This window comes from Achromobacter sp. SD115, assembly GCF_017355315.1.
GTDB lineage: Bacteria > Pseudomonadota > Gammaproteobacteria > Burkholderiales > Burkholderiaceae_B > Achromobacter > Achromobacter xylosoxidans_B.
Window position 1 is genome coordinate 81,122 of sequence record NZ_JADIJM010000008.1, and the last position, 25,968, is coordinate 107,089.

The 25,968-nt window shown below is 65.3% G+C and carries 23 protein-coding genes; 18 read left to right on the plus strand and 5 right to left on the minus strand.

Features of this window, described 5'->3' with window-relative positions; genetic code table 11:
• Window positions 1–1,542 carry a hydantoinase/oxoprolinase N-terminal domain-containing protein gene (locus tag IPU70_RS13485; protein ID WP_207467934.1) on the plus strand — a complete coding sequence of 514 codons (1,542 nt, stop codon included), beginning with the start codon at window positions 1–3 and terminating at the stop codon, window positions 1,540–1,542.
• A 289-nt stretch (window positions 1,543–1,831) separates the two neighbouring features.
• The gene (locus IPU70_RS13490) at window positions 1,832–3,847 is read left to right on the plus strand and encodes a TonB-dependent receptor domain-containing protein (RefSeq protein WP_242702497.1); all 2,016 of its coding nucleotides are present in this window, start codon (window positions 1,832–1,834) and stop codon (window positions 3,845–3,847) included.
• Between the two features lie 96 nt (window positions 3,848–3,943).
• On the opposite strand, the gene IPU70_RS13495 is transcribed toward IPU70_RS13490, so the two are convergent.
• Entirely contained in the window at window positions 3,944–4,834 is an 891-nt protein-coding gene (locus IPU70_RS13495; RefSeq protein ID WP_207468135.1) for a LysR substrate-binding domain-containing protein, read from the minus strand.
• A gap of 191 nt (window positions 4,835–5,025) precedes the next feature.
• Between IPU70_RS13495 and IPU70_RS13500 the strand changes: the two genes are divergently transcribed.
• The 11 genes from IPU70_RS13500 to IPU70_RS13550 all read left to right on the plus strand — a co-directional run bounded on the left by IPU70_RS13500 (window position 5,026) and on the right by IPU70_RS13550 (window position 17,680).
• Window positions 5,026–6,495: an NAD-dependent succinate-semialdehyde dehydrogenase gene (locus tag IPU70_RS13500; RefSeq protein WP_207467936.1), complete on the plus strand. Its 1,470-nt coding sequence runs from the start codon at window positions 5,026–5,028 to the stop codon at window positions 6,493–6,495.
• A 17-nt stretch (window positions 6,496–6,512) separates the two neighbouring features.
• Window positions 6,513–8,144, plus strand: a complete 1,632-nt coding sequence (locus IPU70_RS13505) for a GMC family oxidoreductase (RefSeq protein ID WP_207467937.1) — start codon at window positions 6,513–6,515, stop codon at window positions 8,142–8,144.
• A 43-nt stretch (window positions 8,145–8,187) separates the two neighbouring features.
• Complete coding sequence (locus IPU70_RS13510; protein WP_207467938.1) at window positions 8,188–9,390, plus strand: ABC transporter substrate-binding protein; 1,203 nt, start codon at window positions 8,188–8,190, stop codon at window positions 9,388–9,390.
• A gap of 79 nt (window positions 9,391–9,469) precedes the next feature.
• Entirely contained in the window at window positions 9,470–10,384 is a 915-nt protein-coding gene (locus IPU70_RS13515) for a branched-chain amino acid ABC transporter permease (protein WP_207467939.1), read from the plus strand.
• Complete coding sequence (locus IPU70_RS13520) at window positions 10,381–12,147, plus strand: ATP-binding cassette domain-containing protein (protein ID WP_207467940.1); 1,767 nt, start codon at window positions 10,381–10,383, stop codon at window positions 12,145–12,147. The genes IPU70_RS13515 and IPU70_RS13520 overlap by 4 nt, the downstream gene beginning before the upstream one ends.
• Window positions 12,148–12,156: 9 nt before the next feature.
• The gene (locus tag IPU70_RS13525) at window positions 12,157–12,879 is read left to right on the plus strand and encodes an ABC transporter ATP-binding protein (RefSeq protein ID WP_013396575.1); all 723 of its coding nucleotides are present in this window, start codon (window positions 12,157–12,159) and stop codon (window positions 12,877–12,879) included.
• Window positions 12,880–12,889: 10 nt separating this feature from the next.
• Window positions 12,890–14,080, plus strand: a complete 1,191-nt coding sequence (locus tag IPU70_RS13530; RefSeq protein WP_207467941.1) for a CaiB/BaiF CoA-transferase family protein — start codon at window positions 12,890–12,892, stop codon at window positions 14,078–14,080.
• A gap of 10 nt (window positions 14,081–14,090) precedes the next feature.
• Complete coding sequence (locus IPU70_RS13535; RefSeq protein ID WP_207467942.1) at window positions 14,091–15,044, plus strand: hydroxymethylglutaryl-CoA lyase; 954 nt, start codon at window positions 14,091–14,093, stop codon at window positions 15,042–15,044.
• A gap of 68 nt (window positions 15,045–15,112) precedes the next feature.
• Complete coding sequence (gene otnI / locus IPU70_RS13540; protein ID WP_207467944.1) at window positions 15,113–15,898, plus strand: 2-oxo-tetronate isomerase; 786 nt, start codon at window positions 15,113–15,115, stop codon at window positions 15,896–15,898.
• Between the two features lie 113 nt (window positions 15,899–16,011).
• On the plus strand, window positions 16,012–16,992 hold the full coding sequence (locus tag IPU70_RS13545; protein WP_207467946.1) for a tripartite tricarboxylate transporter substrate binding protein: 981 nt from the start codon (window positions 16,012–16,014) through the stop codon (window positions 16,990–16,992).
• Between the two features lie 112 nt (window positions 16,993–17,104).
• Window positions 17,105–17,680 carry a hypothetical protein gene (locus IPU70_RS13550; RefSeq protein WP_207467948.1) on the plus strand — a complete coding sequence of 192 codons (576 nt, stop codon included), beginning with the start codon at window positions 17,105–17,107 and terminating at the stop codon, window positions 17,678–17,680.
• Between the two features lie 37 nt (window positions 17,681–17,717).
• On the opposite strand, the gene IPU70_RS13555 is transcribed toward IPU70_RS13550, so the two are convergent.
• Window positions 17,718–18,623 carry a DMT family transporter gene (locus IPU70_RS13555; RefSeq protein WP_207467951.1) on the minus strand — a complete coding sequence of 302 codons (906 nt, stop codon included), beginning with the start codon at window positions 18,621–18,623 and terminating at the stop codon, window positions 17,718–17,720.
• 43 nt (window positions 18,624–18,666) lie between these two features.
• Window positions 18,667–19,311, minus strand: a complete 645-nt coding sequence (locus tag IPU70_RS13560) for a LysE family translocator (protein ID WP_207467953.1) — start codon at window positions 19,309–19,311, stop codon at window positions 18,667–18,669.
• Window positions 19,312–19,501: 190 nt separating this feature from the next.
• Between IPU70_RS13560 and IPU70_RS13565 the strand changes: the two genes are divergently transcribed.
• From IPU70_RS13565 to IPU70_RS13585, 5 genes are all read left to right on the plus strand, one after another.
• Window positions 19,502–19,963: an Lrp/AsnC family transcriptional regulator gene (locus tag IPU70_RS13565; protein ID WP_207467954.1), complete on the plus strand. Its 462-nt coding sequence runs from the start codon at window positions 19,502–19,504 to the stop codon at window positions 19,961–19,963.
• 116 nt (window positions 19,964–20,079) lie between these two features.
• Window positions 20,080–20,607 carry a DUF4142 domain-containing protein gene (locus tag IPU70_RS13570; RefSeq protein WP_207467955.1) on the plus strand — a complete coding sequence of 176 codons (528 nt, stop codon included), beginning with the start codon at window positions 20,080–20,082 and terminating at the stop codon, window positions 20,605–20,607.
• A 58-nt stretch (window positions 20,608–20,665) separates the two neighbouring features.
• Entirely contained in the window at window positions 20,666–20,968 is a 303-nt protein-coding gene (locus tag IPU70_RS13575) for a cupredoxin family copper-binding protein (protein WP_207468136.1), read from the plus strand.
• Between the two features lie 21 nt (window positions 20,969–20,989).
• On the plus strand, window positions 20,990–21,694 hold the full coding sequence (locus IPU70_RS13580) for an RNA polymerase sigma factor (RefSeq protein ID WP_207467956.1): 705 nt from the start codon (window positions 20,990–20,992) through the stop codon (window positions 21,692–21,694).
• Window positions 21,695–22,008: 314 nt separating this feature from the next.
• On the plus strand, window positions 22,009–22,938 hold the full coding sequence (locus tag IPU70_RS13585; RefSeq protein WP_207467957.1) for an Abi family protein: 930 nt from the start codon (window positions 22,009–22,011) through the stop codon (window positions 22,936–22,938).
• Between the two features lie 10 nt (window positions 22,939–22,948).
• Here the strand turns inward: IPU70_RS13585 and IPU70_RS13590 are convergent, their stop codons facing one another.
• Complete coding sequence (locus tag IPU70_RS13590; protein WP_256439235.1) at window positions 22,949–25,333, minus strand: copper-translocating P-type ATPase; 2,385 nt, start codon at window positions 25,331–25,333, stop codon at window positions 22,949–22,951.
• A gap of 126 nt (window positions 25,334–25,459) precedes the next feature.
• Window positions 25,460–25,834, minus strand: a complete 375-nt coding sequence (locus IPU70_RS13595; protein WP_207467958.1) for a hypothetical protein — start codon at window positions 25,832–25,834, stop codon at window positions 25,460–25,462.
• Between the last annotated feature and the right edge of the window lie 134 nt (window positions 25,835–25,968).

Here is a 25,968-nt window from a genome sequence, read left to right on the forward strand (position 1 = left end):
ATGAAACACATCGGTATCGACGTAGGCGGCACCAACACGGACGCCGTATTTGTGCGGGACGATCAGGTCCTGGGCGCGGTCAAGTCGCCCACCACCGCGGACGTGACGACGGGCGTGCGCCGCGCCCTGGCGGCGCTTATCCAGGCCTGCCCCGAGGCAGGCAGTCCGGACGCGGTGATGATAGGCACCACGCACTTCACCAACGCGGTGGTGCAGCGGCGCGACCTGGAGCCGGCGGCCGCCTTGCGCGTCTGCCTGCCGGCGGCGGCGTCGCTGTTGCCGTTCTGCGACTGGCCCGAGGACCTGGCGCAGAAGGTCAATGGCGGCACCTATCTGGTGCAGGGCGGCCACGAATTCGACGGCCGCGAGCTTATGCCGCTGGACGAGGCCGCCGTGCGTGACGCGGCCCGGGCCATCCGCGCGTCGGGTGTGTCCACCGTCGCGATCAGCGGCGTGTTCTCGCCCCTGATCGGCACGGCCGAACTGCGCGCCGGAGAAATTCTGCAGCAGGAACATCCCGATTGCCGCATCACCTATTCGCACCAGCTCGGCCGCATCGGCCTGCTGGGCCGCGAGAACGTGGCGCTGCTGAACGCGACCCTGATCAATCTGGCGCACAAGACTACCGACGCCTTCGTTCAGGCGTTGGCCGACAGCGGCATCCGCGCGCCGCTGTTCCTGACACAGAATGACGGCACCGTGACCCTGGCGGAGAATGCGCGCGATTTCCCGGTGCATTCGTTTGCTTCGGGTCCCACCAACTCGATGCGCGGCGCGGTCTTCCTGGCCTCGATCAACGACGCGGTGGTGTGCGACGTGGGCGGCACCACCGCCGATGTCGGCTGCGTGCAGAACGGCTTCCCGCGCCAGGCCAACAACATGGTCGAGGTGGGCGGCGTGCGCACCGCGTTCCGCATGCCCGATCTGCTGTCCATCGGCGTGGGCGGCGGTACGCTGGTCGATCCGCGCACCCTGCAGGTCGGTCCTGTCAGCGTGGGCCACCGGCTGCTCGAAGAGGCGCTGGTGTTCGGCGGCAAGCAGCTGACCTGCACCGACATCGCCGTGGCCGCCGGCCTGGCAGACATCGGCGACCGTTCCCGCGTGGCGCATCTGGATCCCGCCATGGTGCGCGGCGCGCTGGCGCGCATCCACGAAGCCATCTCCGAGGCCTGCGACCGCATGAAGAGCGACGCGCGCGACGTGCCTCTCATTGCGGTAGGCGGGGGTTCCGTGCTGATTCCCGATCATGTGCCGGGATTCTCTGAAGTGGTGCGTGTGCCGAACCACGCCGTCGCCAACGCGGTCGGCGCGGCTATCGCCCAGGTCTCCGGGGAAGTGGACCAGATCTTCACCAACATGGGGCGCGACGAACTGCTGGAGCGCGCGCGTGCCATCGCCGTGGAACGGGCGGTGGCCGCCGGGGCGGACGCGGCGACCGTCACCGTCATCGAACAGGAAGACATTCCGTTGGCTTACCTGCCCGGCAATGCCGTGCGCGCGCGCGTGCGGGTGGTGGGCGAGATCGCGGGCCGGGCACACTAGTCCGCGCAGTATCCGAGGCGGCCCGCAGGCCGCTCGATATCCGGCCGGCAGTGGCGTCCACTGCCGGCTTTTTTGCTTTCTGGCACAGGGTGAGTGCGCAAGCAACGGCGATTCTGTCTTCGCAACTATACGAAATGTTATATCATTCGCTAATTAATTGGTACGTTATAACATTTGAAAGAGGACGATGATGAATGGCAAGACGCTGGGGTGGCAAAGAAAACGCGGCAGCAGGGCTACCCTGCAGGCAGGCCGCCGGGGCGCGCTGAAACCCCTGGTTTGCGCGCTGATGCTGGCCGCGCCCGCGGCGCAGGCCGACGAGGCCGCGGCCGAACGCGCGGCCGCCAAGACGCTGGCGCCGATCACGGTATCCGCCAATCCGCTGGGGCTGGACCTGAACAGCACCGCGCTGCCTGCCTCGGTGCTGGAAGGCGACGAACTGATCGAACAGCGCAACGGCACCCTGGGCGACACCTTGAAGAACCTGCCGGGGGTCAATAGCGATACCTTCGGCGGCGGCGCCAGCCGCCCCGTGATCCGAGGACAGACCGCGCCACGCGTGAAGGTGCTGTCCGACGGTTCCGAAGTGATGGACGCGTCCAGCATTTCTCCCGACCATGCGGTGACGGTGGAGCCGCTGCTGGCAGAGCGCATCGAAGTGCTGCGCGGCCCCGCCACACTGCTGTATGGCGGCGGCGCCATCGGCGGCGTGGTCAATGTGGTGGACAAGAAGATCCCGACGGCAGTGCCGGAAAAAGGCATAGAGGCCGAAGCCGAGTTGCGCGGCGCCACCGGCACCAAGGAACGCGCGGGCGCGGTGGGCATCACCGCGGGCGAAGGTCGGTTCGCGGTACGCGTGGAAGGTTTGAAGCGCCGCACCAGCGACTATGACGTGCCCGACTGGCCTGGCGGCAAGCTGGAAGGCTCGTACAGCGAGTCGACGCAAGGTACGGTGGGCATGTCGTGGATCACGCCGCGCGGCTATGTCGGCCTGGCGTTCACGCATCTCGAAAGCAAGTACGGCCTGCCTGGGCACAATCACGAATACGAGGGCTGCCACCCGCATGGCACGCATCTGCATTGCGGCGGGCATGACCATGGCCACGGCGAAGAAGGCCACGACCACGACCATGAACACGAGCATGGCGGCGTACCCTACGTGAAGCTGCGCAGTAACCGCCTCGACCTGCGCGCCGAGTACCAGGATCCGTTCGCGGGCTTCGAGAAGATCCGCGTGCGGGGCGGCCTGACCGACTACCAGCACGACGAGATCGAAGGAGGCGAAGTCGGCACGCGCTTCAAGAACAAGGGCTATGACCTGCGCGTGGAAATGCAGCACAAGCCCATCGCGGGTTGGCGCGGCGTGGTGGGCGTGCAGAACGCCTACAGCGATTTCCGCGCCGACGGCGAAGAGGCCTTCCTGCCCCGCAGCAAGACGCGCTCCTACGGCTTGTTCGTGCTGGAGGAGTACCAACTGAACGACTGGCGTTTCGAACTGGGCGCGCGCCAGGACTGGCAACGCATCTCGCCGACGGGCGGGGCTGCGCGCAGCAGTCTGTCTGGCACTTCCTTGTCGGCCGCCGCCATCTGGGACTTCGCGCCGCAGTATTCCGTGGCCCTGTCCCTGTCGCGTTCGCAGCGCCTGCCTACCGCGCAGGAACTGTATGCGGACGGCGTGCACCTGGCCACCAACACCTATGAACTGGGCAATGCGGACCTGGGCCGCGAGACCTCGCACAACATCGACCTGACCCTGCGCAAGCACGCCGGCGACACCACGTTCTCGGCCAGCGTGTTCCACAACCGGGTGAAGAACTACATCTACGCCAACACGCTGGATCGCTACGAAGACTTCCGCCTGATCGAATACACCCAGCGCGACGCGGAGTTCACCGGCGTGGAAGGCGAACTGCGCCATCAGTTCACTCCTGTGTTCTCGGCCGCGGTGTTCGGCGACTACGTGCGCGGCAAGCTGACGGGCGGCGACGGCAACCTGCCGCGCATCCCGGCGGCGCGCGCCGGCGTGCGCGCCAACATGAAGTGGCAGCAGTGGTCGGGCGGTGTCGAATACGCGCGCGTGTTTGCGCAGAAGGACATCGCCGCCTACGAGGAGAGCACGCCTGGCTACAACATGGTCAATGCGGTAGTGGCCTATCGCGGCCAGTACGGCGCTACGGGTTATGAAGTCTACCTGCGCGGCACCAACCTGCTGAACAAGCTGGCCTACAACCACGCGTCCTTCATTTCGACGGTGGCGCCGCTGCCCGGACGCAGCGTGCTGCTCGGCGTGCGCATGACGTACTGACGCAGGAATACACGTGACAGCGGCGGAGACGGTCATTCCGTCTCCGTTTTTTTGCGCCCGGGCATCGATGCCCGGGCGGGGCTCTCAAACCTCAAATCAGGGCTGGCGCTTGCTCAGGTGGTTCACAAAAAGCTTAGCGGCCGTGGGCAAGGCGTCGAAGGATCGCACGCAGATCTGGATCTGGCGTCGCGCCCAGGCTTCGGTCAGCGGAATGATGCGGATGTCGAACATGACCGAGTAGCGGCGTGCGATGTCCAGCGGCAGCACGCCTATGCCCAGCCCCGAGTTCACCATGAAGCACAACGCGTCAAAACCGGTGACCTGCACCTTGAGCTGGATGTTGCGTTTCTCGTCGCTGGCGGCGTTGGACAGGATGCGGTTGATGGCGCTGCCACGGTGCAAGCCGACGAAATCATGTTCCAGCGCTTCGGCGAAGCGAAAGCCCGGTTTTTCCTGCAGCGGATGGTCGGCGGGCACGACCAGGGCAAGCGTGTCTTCGCGGTAGGGAAGAATCTCTACATCGTGGTCCGGCGCCGTGCCCGAGAAGATGCCCACATCGGCTGCGTTTTCGGCCACTGATTTGATGATGGTCGAGGTGATTTTCTCTTCCAGATCGACCTGCACGTTGGGATAGTCGTTCAGGAATAGCTTGATGTCCTGCGGCAGGAACTGGGTGATCGCGGAAATATTGGCGTGCACCCGGATGAAGCCACGCAGGCCGCGCGAGTAGTCGCGCATGTGCACCGAGATTTCATCGAGCTCGTGCAGGGCGCGCCGCGCCATGGTGGACAACGCGATGCCGGCCGGCGTGGGGCGGATGCCCTTGTTGGTGCGGATGAGCAGCCGGATCTTGAGGTTCTCTTCCAGTTCGCTGATCCGCTTGCTGATGGCGGCCGCGGCGATGTGCTCATGTTCGGCCGCCGCGGCGATGGTGCCTTGCTCGACCACGCTGATGAATAGCTTGAGGGAGGTGGGATCGAGGCGCATGGCGGGACGGACGGGAAAGCGGACGAGATGGCCCATTGTAGCCATGTGCGGGTTTGTCATCGCGGATGACGATGGCGGCATCGCTAATGACTGCTGTTGTGCAGGCGGGCGCCAGGGCTATCCTCCCCAAAAAATTCCGTCCGGCCCCCAGTGTGGACCGTGCGGAGCATGATGGATGGAGTGCGAGACAAATGAATCTGCAGAATAGCCAGCTGCTGCGGCAGCAGGCCTACATCGGCGGCGCCTGGTGCGACGCCGACAATGGCGCCACCATTACGGTGCGCAATCCTTTCGATGCCAGCGTGCTGGGCACGGTACCTAACCTGGGCCAGGCCGAGACCGCCCGCGCCATCGCGGCAGCCGATGACGCACTGCCGGCCTGGCGGGCCAGGACGGGCAAAGAGCGTGGCGCCATCCTGCGCAAGTGGCATGCGCTGATCGAGGCGCACGCCGACGACCTGGCGCTGCTGCTGACCCTGGAACAGGGCAAGCCGCTGGCCGAGGCCCGGGGTGAACTCAACTACGCGCTGTCTTTCGTCGAATGGTTCGCGGAAGAGGCCAAGCGGGTCTACGGCGATGTCCTGCCCCATACCCGCGGCGACCAGCGCATGCTGGCCATCCGCCAGCCCGTGGGTGTATGCGCGGCCATCATCGCCTGGAATTTCCCCTCGGCCCTGGTCACGCGCAAGGTCAGCCCGGCGCTGGCCGCCGGCTGCACGGTGGTGCTCAAGCCATCCGAACTGACGCCGTTTACCGCGCTGGCGCTGGCCAGGCTGGGCGAGCAGGCCGGCATGCCGCCGGGCGTGCTCAACGTGGTCATCGGCGATCCCGCGCCCATCGGCACGGAGCTGACGCAGAACCCCACGGTGCGCAAGCTGACCTTCACCGGCTCCACGCAGACGGGCCGCCTGCTGATGCAGCAAAGCGCTTCCAACATCAAGAAGCTGTCGCTGGAACTCGGCGGCAATGCGCCCTTCATCGTGTTTGAGGACGCCGATCTGGACGAAGCGGTGCAAGGCCTGGTGCTGTCCAAGTTCCGCAACGCCGGCCAGACCTGCGTGTGCGCCAACCGCGTCTACGTCCATGCCAGCGTCGCCGACGCCTTCAATGACAAGCTGCTGGCGGAAATGCGCCGCATGAAGGTGGGCGGCGGGCTGGAAGAGGGTGTCACCCAAGGACCGCTGATCGACCAGCGCGCCGTGGACAAGGTAGCGCGCCTGGTGGACGACGCCACCGCGCGCGGCGCGCGCCTCCTGGCGGGCGGCAAGCTGCGCGAGCCGGGCACCCTGCTGTATGAACCGACCCTGATTACCGGCATCACCGACGCCATGGAACTGGCGCACGAGGAGATCTTCGGCCCGGTGGTGGGGATCAGCACCTTCGAATCCGAGGCCGCGGTGCTGGCGCGCGCCAACGACAGCGCCTCGGGTCTGGCGGCGTACTTCTACACCGCCAACCTGGAACGGGTCTGGCGCATGATGGAAGGGCTGGAGTACGGCATCGTCGGCGTCAACACCGGCGCCGTGTCCAACGAGGTCGGCCCCTTCGGAGGCGTCAAGGAGTCGGGCGTGGGCCGCGAGGGTTCCAAGTACGGCATCGAAGAGTTCCTGGAAATCAAGTACGTCTGCCTTGCCGGCAAGTCGTTCAACGCGGTTCCCTGACGTACGCGGATCCAGACATGAGTCAAGCACAGCCTACCCTCCGCGACGCGGATCAATTCGATTATGTGATCGTGGGATCCGGCGCGGCCGGTTCCATTCTGGCCAACCGCCTGAGCGCGGACGGCTCCACGGTCTGCGTGCTGGAGGCCGGTCCGCCGGACCGCAGCCCCTACCTCCACATACCCGCTGGCTTCATCAAGGCGGTGTTCAACAAGAAGTACGCCTGGCAGTTTTCCAGCGAAGGCACGGCCCAGACCAACGGACGGCGCGTGCCGATCCCGCAGGGCCGCACGCTGGGCGGGTCGACCTCGATCAACGGCCTGGTCTACAACCGTGGCCAGGCGGCCGACTTCGACCACTGGGCGGAGTTGGGCAACACCGGCTGGTCGTACGAGGAAGTGCTGCCGTACTTCAAGTCCATGGAACGACGGGTGGGGGGGGACGACCGCTACCGCGGCCGCAACGGCGAGCTGCCGGTCACGGACATAGACTGGATCCACCCGCTGTGCGAGGCCTTCATCGCCGGCGCCGTAGAGCAAGGTATCCCGCGCAATCCCGACTACAACGGCGCGGATCAGGCCGGCGTGGGCTACTTCCAGCGCACCATCGACCGGGGCTGGCGCATGAGCACGGCCAAATGCTTCCTCAAGCCGGCCATGGGCCGCAAGAACCTGGAAGTGCGTACCCATGCGCAGGCGACGCGCATTTTGTTCGACGGTGGCAAGGCGGTGGGCGTGGCCTACTGCCATCCGGCGCATCCCTCGCAGGTCCGCGCGGTGCGCGCTCGCCGCGAGGTGATCGTATCCTGCGGCGCGATCAACACACCCAAGCTGTTGCAGTTGTCCGGCCTGGGGCCGGCGGAGTTTCTGCGCCAACACAACATCGACGTGGTTTGCGATCTGCCCGGCGTGGGCGAGAACCTGAGCGATCACTACTCGGTACGGGTCGTGGCGCGCGTGAAGAACAGCCAGACCATGAATCAGCTGGTCAAGGGCTTGAGCTTGGCCGGCCAGATCAGTCGCTGGATGATGAAGCGCCCCAGCATCATGGCGCTGAGCCCGTCGCTGCTGCATTACTTCTGGAAGTCGACGCCGGACCTCGCCCTGCCCGACCTGCAGGGCGTGTTCACGCCCGCCAGCTACAAGGAAGGATATGTCGGCATGCTGGACGATTTTCCCGGCATGACCGCGGGCGTCTGGCAGCACCGTCCCGAGAGTCGCGGCCAGGTGCGCATCCGCTCGGCGGACCCGCTGCAGGATCCCGTGATTCTGGCCAATTACCTGGAAAACGAACGCGATCAGATGACGCTGGTGCGCGGCATCCGGCTGGCGCGCCAATTGCTGCGTTCGCAGGCCCTGTCGCCGTACTTCGACAGCGAAGTCCTACCCGGCCCGCTGTGCGAATCCGATTCCGAATTGCTGGACTTCGCGCGCCGCTATGGCGTGTCGTCCTATCACGTCAATGGCACGGCCCGTATGGGCCAGGCTGATGACAAGTATGCGGTGGTCGACCCCCAGCTGCGGGTGCACGGCATCGCCAATCTGCGCGTCATCGATTCCTCGGTGATGCCAGCCATGCCGTCGGCCAACATCTGCGCGGCCACCATGATGATCGGCAACAAGGCCGCCGACCTCATCAAACAATCCTGAATTGCCAATCAGCGGTCACCAGAGTGATCCAGAAGGAGACAAGATGTACTTCAAGCATTTTCCCAAGACGATGAAGTCCCTGCTGCTGGCGGCGGCGCTTGCGGGCGCCAGCGGCGCAGCGCTGGCCGACGACATCAAGATCGGCTTCAACAGCGACATGTCGGCCACCGGTTCGGCGGACTTCGGCATTTCCGCGCTGGCCGGCGCGCGTCAGGCGGCCGATGAGTTGAACGCGGCCGGTGGCGTGCTGGGCAAGAAGGTCGTCATCGTCGAACGCGACGATGTGGGCGCGCCTCCCAAGGCCATCCAGAACACCAACGAGCTGGTCGACAACGTCAAGGTCAACGCCATGCTGGGCGGCGTCAACTCCGGCAACATGCTGGCCTGGCTGCACCTGGTGCAGCAGAAGAAGATCCCGACGATCTCGCCGGTGGCTACTGCCACCGACATCACCGGTCGCTACGCCAAATCGCCGGCCAATTACGTGTTCCGCGTTTCGATGCGCGACCGCGACCAGATTGCGCTGCTGGCGGCCTATGCCGCCCGCGCCAGCAAGAACGGCAAGGTCGCCATCATCGCCGACACTACCGGCTACGGTCAGCAAGGCGCCAAGGACGCGGTCGAGATCCTGGCCCTGCACAAGATCACGCCCGTGGCCAACGAGAAGTTCGGTCCCAAGGACACGGACATGTCGTCGCAACTGAACAAGATCAAGAGCTCGGGCGCCGATACGCTGATCGTCTACGCGCTGGCGGACTCCAATGCGCACGTCATGCGCAGCCTGGAAAAGATCAGCTACTTCCCGACGACGCTGGCCTCCTGGGCCAATCTCAGCTCGCCGTTCCTGCGCATTGCCGGCCCCGAGCTGGCCAGCAAGATGATCTTCACGGCGTCGATCACCGAAGACTCCTCGCCCGAGTCCAAGGCGCTGTACGACACGCTGATGAAGCGCGATGGCCGCGTGCCGACCTATGTCATGGCCGCGCAGGCGTATGACTCGGTCAAGCTCATCGCCGCCGCGATGGAGCAGGCCAAGTCGACCGAAGGCGAGGCCGTGCAGGCCGCATTGCAGAACCTGGCTCAGGCCAAGGGCGTGATCAAGACCTACGAGAAGCCGTTCACGGCCGAGAACCACGAAGCGCTGTCGGTGAAGGATTTCCGCCTGGTGCGCTGGATCGACGGCAAGGTGGTCACGGTCGACGATGAGTACACCCGCGCGATCAAGCCGGAAGACCTGAAGCTGTAAGGCGGCGCGGCAACGAGAAAGATCTCTCCCCGGCGCGCCAGTACGCGCCGGGGAGTCGTCAATAAGGGGGGCATCCAGCATGCAAATACTACAAGCCATCTTGAGCGGGCTGGCCATGGGCAGCGTCTACGCCCTGGTCGCGTTCGGGTTCAGCATCACGTACACCACGACCAAGACCTTCAACTTCGGACAGGGCGCGTTCCTGGCGTTGGCTGGCCTGATCGGCATCAGCGCCATCCTGCTGGTCAGCCAGGGCACGCTGATCGGATTCCCGAATCCGGAGGACGTGACCTGGGGCACGTTCCTGTTCGCCCTGCTGGCCGCCATGCTGGTCCTGAGCTTGCTGGGCTATGTGCTCTACATCACCGCCATCCGCCACTTCGTGGGCGAGGCGGGCCTGTCCTGGGTGATGAGCACCATAGGCTTCGGCATCATCATCCAGAACCTGGCGCTGCTGGTCTGGGGCCCGGCGCCCATCGCGGTGGCTTCGCCATTGGGCGAAGGCATCATCACGGTCCTGGGTACTGGCGTGCGGCCGCAGGAAATCCTGGTGTTCGGCACCACGCTGGTGCTGATGATCGTGTTCGACTGGGCCTTGCACAAGACCAAGATGGGCAAGGCGGTGCGCGCGGTGGCGTTCAGCAAGACCGCCGCCAGTCTGATGGGGATCAACGCCAACGCGGTGGCGATCGCCGTGTTCGCGATCAGTTCGGCGCTGGCCGCGATCGCGGGCGTGATGGTTGCGCCGATCGCGACCGCCTCGGTGTTCGTGGGCACGCTGTTGTCGCTCAAGGCCTTTTCCGCCGCGATCCTGGGCGGGTTGGAGAATCCGCGCGGCTGCATTTTCGGCGGCTTCCTGATCGGGCTGCTGGAATCGCTGATCGGCCTCTGGTATTCGAACCTGCGTGAAATAGCGGTTTTCGCGTTGATCATCGTGGTGCTGTATTTCCGCCCGGCCGGCATTCTTGGCCGCGTGCATGCGGAGAAAGTATGAAGCTCTCCAAAATTCTCATTCCCCTTGTTATCGCGGCGCTTGCCATCGGCTACGCCTATTCGGGCTTGAATGACTTCTATCTGCTGATCCTGTTCAACATCGGGGTCTACTACATCGCCGCCACGGGTTTCAACATTCTGGTCGGCCAGACCGGCCAGAAGTCGCTGGGCCATGCCGGACTGTTCGGCGTGGGCGCCTACACGGTGGCGCTTCTGACGGTGAACTACCAGGTCGATCCCTGGCTGGCGCTGGTCTGCGCCGCGGTCGTGTCCGCGGTGTTCGGCGTGGTGATTGCGATCCCGGCGCTGAAGGTCAAGGGGCCAAGCCTGGCGATGGTGACCATCGCCTTCGGCCTGTTGATCGAAAAGATCGTGTCGGAATGGACCGACGTATTCAAGGGCCAGGAGGGTTTCTACGGCATCACCGGCCTGACCTTCGGCGGCGCGCCGCTGGACAGCCGCCAGTGGGTGGTGGTGGTCGTGGTGCTGGGCCTGGCGCTGCACGCCATGACCTCGCTGTTGTTGAACGGCCGTTTCGGCCGCGGCTTCGCCGCGGTGCGCACGTCCGAAATCGCGGCCGAGAGCGTGGGCATCAGCGTCTACCGCTTCAAGATCCTGGCTTTCGCCATCAGCGCCATCACCTGCGGCATCGCGGGCGGCCTGGTGGCGCAGCAGAACCAGTACATCAACTCGGATTTCGTCAATTTCAACCTGTCGGTGTTCTTCCTGGTGCTGGTGCTGTTCGGCGGCCGCACGCCGGCGGGCTCCTTCCTGGGCGCAGTGGTGCTGACGGTGATCGACGCCATGCTGGCGCGCTGGCCGGAAGTGCAGCATTTCGCCTATGGCCTGATCCTGCTGTTCGCGCTGTACGCCATGCCGGAAGGGCTGGCGGGCCTGTTGGCCAAGGTGCTGCCCAAGCGCGGCCAACGCGAGGCGCTGGCCGCTGACTCAGGCGCTGCCGACTGGACACCGGCTCCGCCGGCCAGCCGCGGCGGTGCGGACGCCGGCTTCCTGGAAGTGAAGGACCTGTACAAGGCCTTCGGCGGCGTGGTGCCGACCAACAAGGTGTCGTTCACGCTGGAGCGCGGTTCCGTCGTATCGCTGATCGGCCCCAACGGCGCCGGCAAGACCACCACCCTGAACCTCTTGTCGGGCCTGGTGGCGCCGGACGCCGGCAGCATTCGCTTCAAGAACCGCCAGATGGTGGGCCTGTCGCCCAACGAGATCGCCGCGTCGGGCATCGGCCGCACGTTCCAGAACCTGAAGCTGTTCGACGGGCTGAGCGCGCTGGAGAACGTGATGGTCGGCTTCTATCGCGTGCAGCAGTCGAGCTTCTTCTCCAACCTGCTGGGCCTGCCCGGCAGCCTGGCGGAGGAACGGCGCATCCGCCGCCAGGCCTACGCCATTCTCAAGTTCTTCGAGCTGGACCGCTATGCCGACGATGCCGCCAACAGCCTGCCTTACGGCCTGCAGCGCCGCCTGGAGATTGCGCGCGCGGTGGCGGCGATGCCGGACCTGCTGCTGCTGGACGAACCTGCCGCGGGCCTGAACCCGGCGGAAACGGACCAGTTGACCGAGCTGATCGTGAAGCTCAAGAACATGGGCCTGACCATTCTGCTGATCGAGCATCACATGGATCTGGTCATGGCCATTTCCGACCATATTGTCGTGCTGGACTACGGCGTGAAGATCGCCTCGGGCCTGCCGCACCACATCCAGGAGAATCCGAAAGTCATCGAAGCCTACCTGGGCGCGCCGGCATAGGAGACCGCAATGAGCCGTTTACTGGACATCAAGAACCTGGCGGTCAGCTACGGCGCCGTCAATGCCCTGAAGCAGGTGTCGCTGCATGTGGACACGAACGAGATCGTGACCATCATCGGCGGCAACGGCGCGGGCAAGAGCACCATGATGCGCGCGCTGTCGGGCATCGAAAAATCTACCGGCGACATTGCGTTCGCCGGTCAGGACCTGGGCGGCATCAGCGCGCACAAGCGCGTGGGGCTGGGCATCGCCCACGTGCCGGAAGGACGCCAGGTGTTCCCGGACCAGACGGTCCACGACAACCTGATGCTGGGCGCGTTCCTGCGCAAGGAATCGCCCGCCGAGCTGGCTGCGGAGATCGAGCACTGCTACGCGATGTTCCCGCGCCTGAAAGAGCGCCGCGCGCAGTACGCGGGAACCCTGTCGGGCGGCGAACAGCAGATGCTGGCGATCTGCCGCGCCCTGATGAGCAAGCCGCGCATCCTGATGCTGGACGAACCGTCGCTGGGGCTGGCACCGCTGATCGTGGCCGAGATCTTCAAGATCATCAAGTCGCTGAAAGAGCGCGGCATGACGATTCTGCTGGTCGAGCAGATGGCCAATCAGGCGCTGGCGATCTCCGACCGCGCATATGTCCTGGAAGTGGGCTCCATCGTGATGGAGGGCACGGGCCAGGAGTTGTTGGCCAGCGAGCGCGTGCGCGAGGCCTATCTGGGCAAACACAAGAGCTGACGAGGCAATCATGTCATCCAAACCATTGAGCGGAATCCGAGTGCTGGAATTGGGCCAGCTGATCGCCGGACCGTTCGCCGCCAAGATGCTGGGCGAATTCGGGGCCGAGGTCATCAAGATCGAACCGCCCGGCAAGGGCGATCCGCTGCGCAACTGGCGCCTGATCCACGACGGCACCTCCGTCTGGTGGCAGGTGCAGTCGCGCAACAAGAAGTCGGTCAGCCTGGATCTGCGAAAACCCGAGGCGCAGGACCTGATCCGGACCCTGGTCAAGGACGTCGACGTGGTGATCGAGAACTTCAAGCCCGGCACCATGGAAGGCTGGGGGCTGGGCTGGGAGGAACTGCGCGCCATCAATCCGCGGCTGGTGATGCTGCGCGTGTCCGGCTACGGCCAGAGCGGCCCGTACCGCGATCTGCCCGGCTTCGGCGCCATCGGCGAAGCCATGGGCGGTCTGCGCCACCTGAGTGGCGAGCCTGATCGCACCCCGGTGCGCGTGGGCGTGTCCATCGGCGATTCGCTGTCGGCGCTGCACGGCGTCATCGGCATCCTGCTGGCGCTGCGTGCGCGCGACCAGAACGGCACGGGCCAGATGATCGATGTGGCGTTGTACGAGTCGGTCTTCAACATGATGGAAAGCCTGCTGCCCGAATATTCGGTGTTCGGCGAGATCCGCCAACCCGCCGGCAGCAGTCTGCCGGGCATCGCGCCCAGCAACGCCTACCGCTGCCAGGACAACAAGTACGTGCTGATCGCCGGCAATGGCGACAGCATCTTCAAGCGCCTGATGGGCGTGATCGGGCGCCCTGACCTGGCCGAGGCGCCGGAACTGGCGAACAACGCCGGACGCGTGAAGCACGTAGTCATGCTTGACGACGCAATTTCGCAATGGACCGGCCGGCATCCGCTGGACCTGGTGCTGGAGCGCCTGAACGACGGGCAGATCCCCGCCGGCAAGATCTATGACGTGGCCGACATCGCGGCCGACCCGCACTACCGGGCGCGCGGCATGATCCTGGACGGCGCGCTGCCGGACGGCACGCCGGTGCAGGTGCCGGGCATCGTGCCCAAATTGTCGGAAACGCCGGGTGAAGTGCGTAGCCCGGCGCCCGCCCTGGGCCAGGACACCGACGACGTGCTGGCCGGCTTGGGCATCGGCGAGGCGCAGCGCCAGGACTGGCGCGCGCGCGGCATCATCTGAGGAGCGCAGCATGAATGTGACCCACCCCGGCACCAACGCCAGCCGCCCGCGGCTGTACATCCAGGAAGTCGCGCCGCGCGACGGCTTCCAGAACGAAAAGCAGTTCATCGAAACGCGGGACAAGATCGCCTTCATCAACCGGCTGTCCGCCAGCGGGTTCGCCAAGATCGAGGCGACGTCCTTCACCTCGCCCAAGGCCATTCCGGCCCTGCGCGACGCCGAGATCGTGATGCACGAGATCGAGCGCAATCCGGACGTCGTCTACACGGTGCTGGTGCCCAATGTGCGCGGCGCGCAGCGGGCGCTGGAGTGCCAGGTGGACGAGGTCAACCTGGTGATGTCCGTCAGCGAGACCCATAACCGCGCCAATCTGCGCATGACGCGGGAGCAGTCGTTCGAGCAGTTGAGCGACGTGGTCAACGCGGTGCGCGACAGCCGCGTTGCCATCAACGTGTCGCTGTCCACTGTGTTCGGCTGCCCGATGGAAGGCGACATCAATGCCTTCGACGTCTTCGAACTGGTGGGGCGCTTCGCCGCGCTGGGCGTGGACGGCGTGACGCTGTGCGACACCACCGGCATGGCTTATCCCACGCAGGTTGGCAAGATCGGCCGCGAGGTTCGCAAGCTGTTTCCCGGCCTGACCACCACCATGCATTTCCACAATACGCGCGGTATGGCGCTGGCCAATACCCTGACGGCCATCGAGGCGGGCATCGACCGCTTTGACGCCTCGCTGGGGGGGCTGGGCGGCTGCCCTTACGCGCCGGGCGCCAGCGGCAACGTGTGCACGGAAGAACTGGTGCACATGCTGGAGCTGATGGGCTACGACACCGGTGTGGACCTGGACGCCATACTCGGCGCTTCGGCGACCTTGCCCGCGTTGGTGGGACACGACATCCCCAGCCAGCTGCTCAAGGCGGGACCACGCCTGACCTTGCATCCGGCGCCCGACTTCGGCGTCTAGCGCTGCGGCGATGGCGGGGCGGGCGGTTGTGCTAATTTCCATGCATGCCGCCCGGTCCGGAGCCCGCCATGTTGAAGTTCGCCGCCAATCTTTCCATGATGTACACGGAACACGCGTTCCTGGACCGCTATGCGGCCGCCGCGGCGGACGGATACGCCGGCGTGGAATGCATGTTTCCCTACGAGGCCCCGGCCGCCTTCGTGCGCGAGCGCATGGACGCGGCCGGCGTGACGCAGGTGCTCTTCAATGCGCCGCCTGGCGTCGCTGCTCGCGGCGATCGCGGCCTGGCCGCGCAGCCGGGGCGGCAGGCGGAATTCCAGGCGGGGATTGAACAGGCGCTGTCCTACGCCACGGCGTTGGCCTGCCCGAACCTCCATGTGATGGCGGGCTTGGTTGCGCCTGACGCCTCGCGCGAGGCCATGCTGGACTGCTATCGCGAGAACCTGGACTGGGCCGCGCGCCAGGCGCGCTCGGCCGGCGTTACCGTGCTGATCGAACCCATCAACACCCGCGACATACCCGGCTACTTCCTGAACCGCCAGGATGAGGCGCATGCCGTGGTGCAGGCGGTCAATGCGTCCAATCTGAAAGTGCAGATGGATCTCTACCACTGCCAGATCGTCGAAGGCGACGTCACCATGAAGCTGCGCGAATACCTGCCAACGGGGCGGGTCGGCCATCTGCAGATCGCCGGCGTGCCGCTGCGCCAGGAACCCGACCGGGGCGAACTGGATTACGGCTGGGTCTTCAGCGTGCTGCGCGAACTGCAGTACAGCGGCTGGATCGGCTGCGAATACCGTCCGGCCGCCGGCACCTCGGCCGGCTTGCGCTGGCTGGCTGCGGCCCGTACCTGAGTCTTGCGGGCTTGGCGAAGCTCCGGGTTTTTCCGGTGATGTGCACCGGCGTTCCGGGTCCGATAATTAATCATTAATATGTTAAATAAATAGGCAGGCGAGGAGAGCGCGACATGTTCAAAGGCATTTTGCAGGGCGCCTTGCTGGCGGCGGCGCTGGCCGGGGCAGTGACGGTTCCGGGCAAGGCTGCGGCAGCGGAGTTTCCCGATCATCCGATCCGCTGGCTGGTGCCGTTCAGCGCAGGCGGCGGCAGCGACATCGCCACCCGCGTCGTCGCCAAGCACGTGGGCGACGCGTTGGGGCAGCCGGTGGTGGTGGAAAATCGTCCGGGCGCCGCCACCATCGTCGCCGCGCAGGAGACCGCGCGCGCCGCGCCTGATGGCTACACCCTGCTGACGGCCGGGATGAGCACGCTGGCGCTGAATCCCTGGCTGTACCAAAAGCTGCCTTACGATCCGGCGAAGGATCTGACTCCCGTCTCCACGCTGGTGGCGCTGCCCATCGTGCTGGTGGTGTCGCCCGATTCCTCGATGCATACGCTGGCGGACGTGACGGCTTACCTCAAGCGGGACAAGCCGGGCAGCTATGCGTCCCTGGGCGTGGGCAGCCCGCATCACCTGGCCATGGAACTGTTCCTGGATACCATCCAGGGCCGGGCCACGGCCATACCCTACAAGGGCACACCGCCCGCCTTGCAGGATGTGGCGTCCGGCGTGGTGCCGATGATGATGGCCGATCTGGCCGCCGCGCGTCCGCTGATCCAGGCGGGCAAGCTGCGCGCCATCGCGGTGCCGGCCGCGCAGCGTTCCGGGCAATTGCCGCAGGTGCCGACCTTCGCCGAGGCGGGCGGCCCGGCGTTCGAAGCCGCCGCCTGGCAGGGCGTGGTCGCGCCCGCCGGCACGCCGACTCCGGTGGTCGAGAAACTCAGCCACGCCATTGCCCAGGCCCTGCGCTCGCCGGCAGTGGCCGACCAACTGAAATTGCAGGGCATGGAGCCCACCGGCAGCACCCCGCAAGCCTTCGCGGACTATGCGCGCACGGAGTACGAGCGCTGGGGCGCGGTGATCCGCAGCAAAAACATTTCCGCCAACTGAAGGCGGACGGTAACAGCCGCCGCAAGGTGTAACCGGCGCGGTTGCGCAAGCGGCGCGGGCGTACGATAAAGGCACGTATATCCTGTCCGGCAGCCCGGGCAAGGAGCACATCATGTCTCTGATCGTAGCAGCCCGGTTCGAGGGCTTCGAAGCGGCGCACGCCGCAGCCGAGCGCCTGTCCGCCAACGGCTTTCCCCACTGGGACATCAATACCTTCTACGTCAATCCGGCCGGCGAGCATGGCCGCTACCCCTTGGGTGGCGACCGCCGCTCCGATCCGGACTCGGGACGCGCCGACATCGGCGCCTTCCTCGGAGCAGGCGGGGTGGGGGCAGGCTTTGCGGTGTTTGGCGGGTTCGTGATGTCGGAAATAAGCGAATCCACGCCATTGATCCTGGCCGCCGCAGGCGTCGGCGCCTATCTGGGGTCGCTGTTCGGCGCGCTCTGGGTGACGGGCCACGGCAGCACGCTGCACGGCCACTTCAATCCCGATTCCCATGCCGAGATCCGCCAGGCCGGCGTGATGGTCGCCGTGCGCACGCGCCCGCAACGCGAAATGCTCGCGTGTCGCATCCTGCGCGATGCCGGCGGCGCCGACGTGGAACACGCCAACGGCCGCTGGCGCAACAACCATTGGGAAGACTTCGATCCGCTGGCGCCGCCCCAGCGGGAAGTGGGATTCGGCTGAAACGCGCGCGGGCCGCGGCGGCGGCGTCCGTCCGCGCTCAGTCCGGCGCGGGCGTGGGAGCGGTATTTTGCCGGCGGGCGGTCGCTGCGCAGCCCGCGGAAGCCACGATGATGCCGCAGATGGCCAGCCATTGCGTCTGCGACAGCTGCTCATTCAGGACGATCACGCCGGCCAGCGCGCCCATGGCGGGCTCCATGCTGAGCAGCACGCCGAAGGTCTTCTGCGGCAGGCGCCGCAGCGCCACCATTTCCAGCGAATAGGGCAGAGCGCTGGACAGTATGCCCACGGCGATGCCGGCCAGGATCAGGGTCGGATCCAGCAATGCCGCGCCGGCGTGCGCCGCGCCTATGGGCAGCGCCACCAATGTCGCCGCGGTCAGCCCGAGCGAGGTGGCTTGCCCGCCATGCACATTGCCCGCCATCTTGCCGAAGATGATGTAGAGCGCCCAGCACACCGCCGCGCCCAGCGCAAAGGCGATCCCCACGGGGTCCAGGTCACGCACCGATTGCCCCGTGGGAATCAGCAGCACCAGGCCTGCGATGGCGCAGCCGATCCAGACGAAGTCGATGGCGCGCCGCGACAGCGCCACTGCCAGGGTCAGCGGGCCGATGAATTCGATGGCGATGGCCACGCCCAGCGGCAGCGTGCGCAAGGCCATGTAGAACAGCAGGTTCATGCAGGCCAGCGTCACGCCGTACAGGGCGATCTTGGCCGCCGCCTGGCGCGTCAGCGGAAAGCGCCACGGACGCCAGATCGCCACCAGGATCAGCGCGCCGATGGCGATGCGGTAGGCGGTCGTGCCCTGGGCGCCCACCATGGGGAAGAGCGACTTGGCGAACGAGGTGCCGACGCACAGCGAGGCCATCGCGCCGATCAGCGACAGGATGGGGAGCAGGGTGGAGGAAGACGCGTTGCGTCCGGTATTCAGGGTGGCGGCGGTCATGGCAATGGCGGAAAGACAGGATACGTACGGGACGGCGGGTGGTTCAGGGTGTCAGGTGTTCGGCGGTGGAATAAAGCACGTAAAGCGCCAGGCCCAGCATGACGGCGCCGAGCAGGCCCTGCTGCATCCGCAGGAACCAGGGATTGCGCCCCACCCAGCCGCGGATGCGCGAGGCGCCATAGGCGAAGCAGCTGCCGTAGGGCAGGCTCAGCGCCTTCATCGTCACGCCCAGCACCAGCATCTGGATCCACACCGGCCCATTGTCCGGGGTAGTGAACTGCGGCAGGAAGGCGATCATGAACAGCAGCACCTTGGGGTTCAGCAGGTTCGTCGTGAAGCCCTGCCAGAACGCGTCGCGCGCGTCTCCGGGGCGGGCCGCGAGCGACACGTCGGCCGAACGCGCGCAGCGGACAATGGCCTTGATGCCCAGGTAGCCCAGGTACAGGCCGCCCGCGGCCTTGATGCCCATGAACAACGACGGGAACGCCTGCAGCACCGAAGCCAGGCCCAGCACCACCGCCGGCACCTGGATGAAGCCGGCGGCGACGTTGCCCAGGACACTGTGGAAGGCGGGCCGGAAGCCCTGCGTCATGCCCCGGGACAAGGTCAGCGCCATGTCGGGCCCGGGCGTGAGTTTGAGCGCCGCGTCGGCGGCGAGGAACAGCAGGAAAAGCTGGAGTGACGGCATGATACGAGGGCGGACGTACCCGCGGCGCGGGCAGAGGGCTCCCAGTTTAAGCAAGCCGGCTGAATAATTCCTGCATCGCGGGGTGCGGAAATGAAGTTTCCCGTCAAAATGGGGCCGGATTCAGGCGCGGCCGGGCTTAGAATCTGTTGGCGGCTCCCTTCCGGCCGTTTCCAGCCGTTCCGAGACCCTGATGGAACTAGACGATTTCGACCTCCAGATCCTGCAAAGCATGCAGGAAGACAACCAGCGCACCAGCCAGGAAGTCGCGCAGCGCGTGAACCTGTCGCCGGTGTCCTGTCTGCGCCGCATGAAGCGGCTGCGCGAGTCCAAGGTGGTGCTGGGCGACGTTTCCGTGGTCGACCCCGCTGCCGTGGGCCGGGGCATCATGATGGTCGTGCTGGTGACGCTGGAGAGCGAACGCGCCGACAAGCTCGACCAGTTCAAGCGCGCCATGCAGTCCGCGCCGGAAATCATGCAGTGCCTGTCGGTCACGGGCGAGGTGGACTTCGTCCTGACCATCACCATGCGCGACATGGCCGAATACGAAACCTTCGCCCAGCGCAATTTCTGGGGCAATCCCAACGTCAAGCGCTTTTCCACGCTGGTGGTGATGAACCGTGCCAAGTACGGCATGGCGGTGCCGGTGGGCTGAACCCCGTCGTTGCCCCGCGCCGGAACGCGGCGCGTTTTCGCGACATCCAACCCCATAAGCAGGCAAGATTCCTGGCTATTCCGGCCGCGCCTGCATCCATGGCTTCGGGGGATGAGATGAAAGCAATTCAAGCAAGATGGTTCTATGCGCTGGCCTTGGTGAGCTGCGGGGTGTTTGCCCATGGCAACGGGCCGACGGATCCGCAGATAGCGGCCATCGTGGTGGTGGCCAACCAGGTCGACATCGACGCCGGCAAGCTGGCGCAGGGCAAGACCGGCAACAAGGAGGTTCGCGACTTCGCCACGCTGATGGTGACTGATCATTCCGCGGTCAACAAGTCGGCCGGCGAGCTGGTGCAGAAGCTCAAGGTCAAGCCCGAACCGAACGCGACCAGCGACAGCCTGCAGCAGGGCGGGGACAAGAACCTCGCCGCGCTCAAGGGTATGAGCGGCGCTGCGTTCGACAAAGCCTATGTGGATCACGAGGTGGCCTACCACGAGGCCGTGATCCAGGCGCTGGACACGACCCTGATTCCCGGCGCGCACAACGCGGAGTTGAAGGCCCTGTTGGTCAAGGTGCGGCCTGCGTTCATCGCGCACCTGGAACATGCCAAATCCCTGCAGAAGAGGCTCAACGGTGGCTGACACCTGCTCATTTTCCGCGCTCGGGCGCGCCGGCCTGGCCGCGCTATGCGCCAGCCTGATGCTGGCGGGCGCGGTCGCGTCCGCCCAGCAAAGCCCCACTGGCACTCAACTGGCCGAGCATGTCGTGACCATCGAAGGAATGCAGTTCAGGCCCGCGACGCTGACCGTCAAGCGGGGCGACAAGGTGACATGGATCAACAAGGACCTGGTCCCGCACACCGCCACCGCGGTTTCCAAGACTTTCGATTCGGGAGTGATCGCCGCCGGCGCATCCTGGACCTACACTGTGACAGAGGCAGGCAGCAGCGCCTATGCCTGCCTGTTTCATCCGACGATGCAGGGTACCTTGATTGCGCAATGACGCGTGGCGGAGGTCAGACTCATGACTGCACTTGCGGCGCTGGCGGCAACGCCGGCTGAGGACGAAGACCTGGCGCTCGCGCACCGCATCGCGGCGGGCGAGCAGAGCGCGTTTGAGTTGATGATGCGGCGGCACAACCGGCGGCTCTACCGTCTGGCGCGCGCCACTCTGCGCAACGACGCCGATGCCGAGGATGCCTTGCAGGAAACCTACCTTGCGGCCTATCGGAACATGGCGGCGTTCCGCGGCGAATCGACGTTGTTCACCTGGCTGTCGCGGCTCCTGCTCAACGAATGCTATGGCCGGCTGCGCAAGCACAGCCGCCGCGAGGCGCTGTTTCCCGTCGCCGATGACATAGAGAAAGAGGTTGATGCGATGACCATCAACGACTTCAATCCGCCGTACCACGCCGCCGTCCGCGCTGAATTGAGAAGCCTGCTGGAAGCGCGGCTGGACGCCTTGCCCGTCTCGTTCCGGACCGTGTTCGTATTGCGCTCGGTCGAGGAACTGTCGGTCGAGGAAACGGCGCATTGCCTGGGCATCCCCGAAGCCACCGTCCGCAGCCGCCACTTCCGCGCCAATGCGCTGCTGCGCGAAGCGCTGGCGCGGGATGTGGGGGTGGTGGAGAAGAGTTTGTTTGAGTTTGATGGGGATGATTGTGACAGGGTGGTGGAGAGGACGCTGGCGCGGTTGGATGGGAGTGCTGCTATTCCTAAAAGTCGGTAAATTTTGATACGTACCTATTGTTAGAAACAAGGCTCCTGCGCGCAGGCATCTCGTAGGCCAAAAATGTCCCACACACCGTTGCGTCATTTATCGATGCAGCGCCAGAATTGCCGGGATCGCTTAAAGATCAGCGAAGCATCCGCATCCTGGGGAGCAAAGGCCGTGTTTGAGTCTTATAGAGCAAGAAATGGCGTTGCCGTTGGCGGACCTGTTGATACACTGCGCTCAACAACACCCGCCACACTTCAGGCCTGCGCGCAAGCGCCGGTACCGTGCTCCCAGGGCGGGTTTCTTTTTTCTGCCGGGATTCTGTCGTGAGGTACACCAAAGTCCCGCTGTCCAATGCTGCCCTGCTAGCCCGCTGGCAAGACAAAGGTCTGGCGGTTCCATGCGTTATGGCTGCCGAGCGTGCGCTGAACTTTGTTGGGTATTTCCGCCTGCGTGGCTATGCGTTATCTCTCATGATCTCCACGCCAGCGGGGCGTATGTTTCAGCCCGGGGTGAGATTCGAAGACGTCATCGCCCGCTATGAGTTCGACCGCGTCCTGAGGCGTACTACGCTTGGCCAGCTCGAACGGATAGAGGTGGCCGTGCGGACAGTCATAAGCAATCAGATGTCCATACGGTATGGGCCGTTCTGGTATCTGAATCATCCTGCTCAGGTTTTGGGGTATGCGTCAGGGTATGGAAGCCGGCCGGACCCATTTCCGCTTGGCAGCTTTCTTGGAACTGTTGAGCGTGAGACGCGTCGTTCCAGAGACTTGTTTGCACAGCATTATTTCGGAACCTACACCGAGCCGCTGCTGCCACCTAGTTGGTTGATGGCAGAGTGTTTGTCCTTCGGCAAATGGTCGCAACTCTACAAACACCTGCAAAAGGCGGATCGGACGCACCCCAATCCCAAAAAGATCGTAGCCAAGGCATTCGGCCTGGCCGCTCCTCTAGTCGAATCCTGGCTGCATGCGCTGACCTTGCTGCGCAATATTTGCGCGCATCACGGACGGGTGTGGAATCGTCGCTTTGCCGTCCGGCCGGCTGTTTACCACCTGGCCGCGGAACATTTCAACGATCCGCAAAGCTATTACTGCTTGGCGGTCGTCATGCGGCTGTTCTCAAAGGCGGTTGATTCCCAAGATGAGTGGCCAGTTCGCCTGATGGACCTGTTCAGAATGCACCCCGCCATTGCGCCAGCAGACTTGGGGTTTCCACAGGGCTGGGACGCTGCCTCGATCTGGAACGATTAGCTTTGGGGAGCTATCGCAACCGCAACGCATTGAAAATCACCGAAGCCGAACTCAGGCTCATCGCCAGCGCCGCGATCATCGGCGACAGCAACCATCCTGTGAACGGATACAGCAAGCCCGCCGCTATCGGAACGCCGATGCCGTTGTAGACGAAGGCGAACATCAAGTTCTGCCGCATGTTGCGCACGGTGTCGATGGAGATCTGGCGCGAGGCGGCGATGCCGCGCAGGTCGCCCTTGACCAGGGTCACCTGGCCGCTGTTCATGGCCACGTCGGTGCCCGTGCCCATGGCTACGCCTACGTCGGCGCGGGCCAGCGCGGGGGCGTCGTTGATGCCGTCGCCCGCCATCGCCACCACGTGGCCGTCCTTTTGCAGCTTTTCCACCAGCGCCAGCTTGTCGGCCGGCTTGACCTCGCCGTGCACTTCGTCGATGCGTAGGGCGGCGCCGACGGCGCGCGCGGTGGTCAGGCCGTCGCCCGTCGCCATGACGATGCGCAGGCCGCTGTCGTGCAGGTTCTGGATGGCCTCGTGCGTGCTGGGCTTGATGGGATCGGTCACCGCCAGGATGCCGGCGAACTGGCCGTCCACTGCCAGGTGCATGATGCTGGCGCCTTCGCCGCGCAGGCGTTCGCCGTCCGCGCGCAACGCGTCCACCCGCACGCCTTCCTGCTCCATCAATGCCGTGTTGCCCAAGGCCAGACGCTTGCCTTCCACCGTGCCGCGCACGCCGATGCCGCTGCCGGAATCGAAGTCCTCGGCCTTGGCCAGCGCGAGGCCCTGGGCGCGCGCGGCGCTGACGATGGCGTCGGCCAGCGGATGTTCGCTGCCTTGGTCCAGGCTGGCCGCCAGGCGCAGCACTTCGTCGGACGTGTATCCCGGCGCCGCGATCGCGGTATCGAAGGCAGGTTTTCCTTCGGTCAGGGTGCCGGTCTTGTCGACGATCAACGTGTCCACCTCGCGCATCTTCTCGATCGCGCCGGCGTCGCGGAACAGCACGCCCTGCGCGGCGGCGCGGCCCGTGGCCACCATGACCGACATGGGCGTAGCCAGTCCCAGCGCGCAGGGGCAGGCGATGATGAGCACGGCGACAGCGTTGATCAGGCCGTACACCCAACTGGGTTCCGGCCCGAAAACGCCCCACACCAGCAGTGTGGAGATCGCCACCAACACCACGGCGACGACGAACTTGCCCGCCACCACATCCGCCATGCGTTGCATGGGCGCCTTGGAACGTTGGGCGTTGGCGACCATCTGCACGATTTGCGCCAGCATGGTGGCGGAACCCACCTTCTCCGAGCGCATCACCAGGGTGCCGCTGGTGTTGAGCGTGGCGCCGATCAGCTTGTCGTTCTCGCGCTTGCTGACTGGCACGGGCTCGCCGGTGAGCATGGATTCGTCCACGGCGCTGCGGCCTTCGGTGACGATGCCGTCCACCGGAATCTTCTCGCCGGGACGCACGCGCAGCAGGTCGCCCACATGCACGTGGTTCAGCGGCACGTCTTCCTCGCTGCCGTCGGTGTTGATGCGCCGCGCCGTCTTGGGCGCCAGGCCGAGCAGGGCCTTGATCGCGGCGGACGTCTGCGAGCGCGCCTGCAGCTCCAGGATCTGCCCCAGCATGGTCAGCGAAATGATGACCACGGCAGCCTCGAAATACACCGCCACGCGCCCCATCGATACGAAGGAATCCGGGAACACGCCCGGCGCCAGCGTGGCGACCACACTGTAGATGAATGCCGCGGCCGTGCCCAGGCTGATCAGCGTCCACATGTTGGGGCTGCGATGCACAAGCGACTGCCAGCCGCGCACGAAGAACGGCCAGCCGGTCCAGAACACCACCGGCAGGGACAGCGCCAACTCCAGCCAGCTCTGGGTCGCCATGTCGAACCAACCCAGGCGATGGCCGAACATGGCCATCACGGCCACGATGAGGGTCAGGGGCAGCGTCCACCAGAAGCGGCGCTGGAAGTCATTGAGTTCGCTGTTGTCCTCCTCATCCAGCGGGATAAGAGGCTCCAGCGTCATGCCGCACTTGGGGCAGCTCCCGGGGCGACCCTGGCGGATCTCGGGATGCATGGGGCAGGTGTAGATCGTGCCGGCGGGAACGTCGGCGGCGGCATCCATAGGGGCGGCTGCTGTCGGTTGGGCAGTTAGGCCGTCGTGTTCGTCGCTACCCGCACCGTGCTTATTGTGATCGTGGGCGTGATGCTGCTGCTGGTGCGCGTCATGACCGCCATGCGCATGAGCCGACTGAGCGTGCGCCTGTCCTTCCGGCACCAGATGCATCTGGCACTTCGGACAGCGGCCCGGATGGTTCTGGCGGATCTCCGGGTGCATGGGGCACACATAGAGCGTGCCTTCGTTCGATGCCGCGTCGCCGTGACGAGAGTGATTCATACCCATCCCTTTCGAGTGCCGGTGTGATCCTTCGTGTGCCTATTATGCCCAGGCGGGGTGCGCGCAGCGCAATAGCTGGCGGCCGGCGCCACTGCGGCGCCGGCCGCCAGCAATGACTCGTGGCGCTCAGCCCTTGGCTGCCGGGGACGCCGCCGAGGGCGCATCGCCCGCCGGATTCATCATCGATCCCATCATCTCGTGGCAGCCCAGCATGCTGGCGCCATTGGCGGGCATGGACTTCATGTGTTCGCCCATCAAGGCCTGGCGCTCTTCGGCCGTCTTGGCCGCAGCCATCTGCTGGTGCATTCCGCCCATGGCTTGCATGTGCGCTTCCATGTTCTTCATCATGCCGGCGCCCGGTGCCATTTGCATATTGGAGGCCGGCTCGGCCGTGGCCGGATGATGCGTGTCATGTCCGCCGCTGGCGGCCTGCGCGTAGACCGCGCCTGTCATTCCCAGGCTCAACGCGCACGCACTGAACAAGGTGGTCAGGGTCTTCATGGTCAGCTCCTTTCTGTGGTCTGGAAGTGCATGGACTCCAGTGTGGACGGCTGACAGGGGCGGGGAGGTTACGCGTGGATTACTTTTTTGTAATGTTCTGGGGGCGCCGCATGCGCGACATCAGCCAGCGCAGC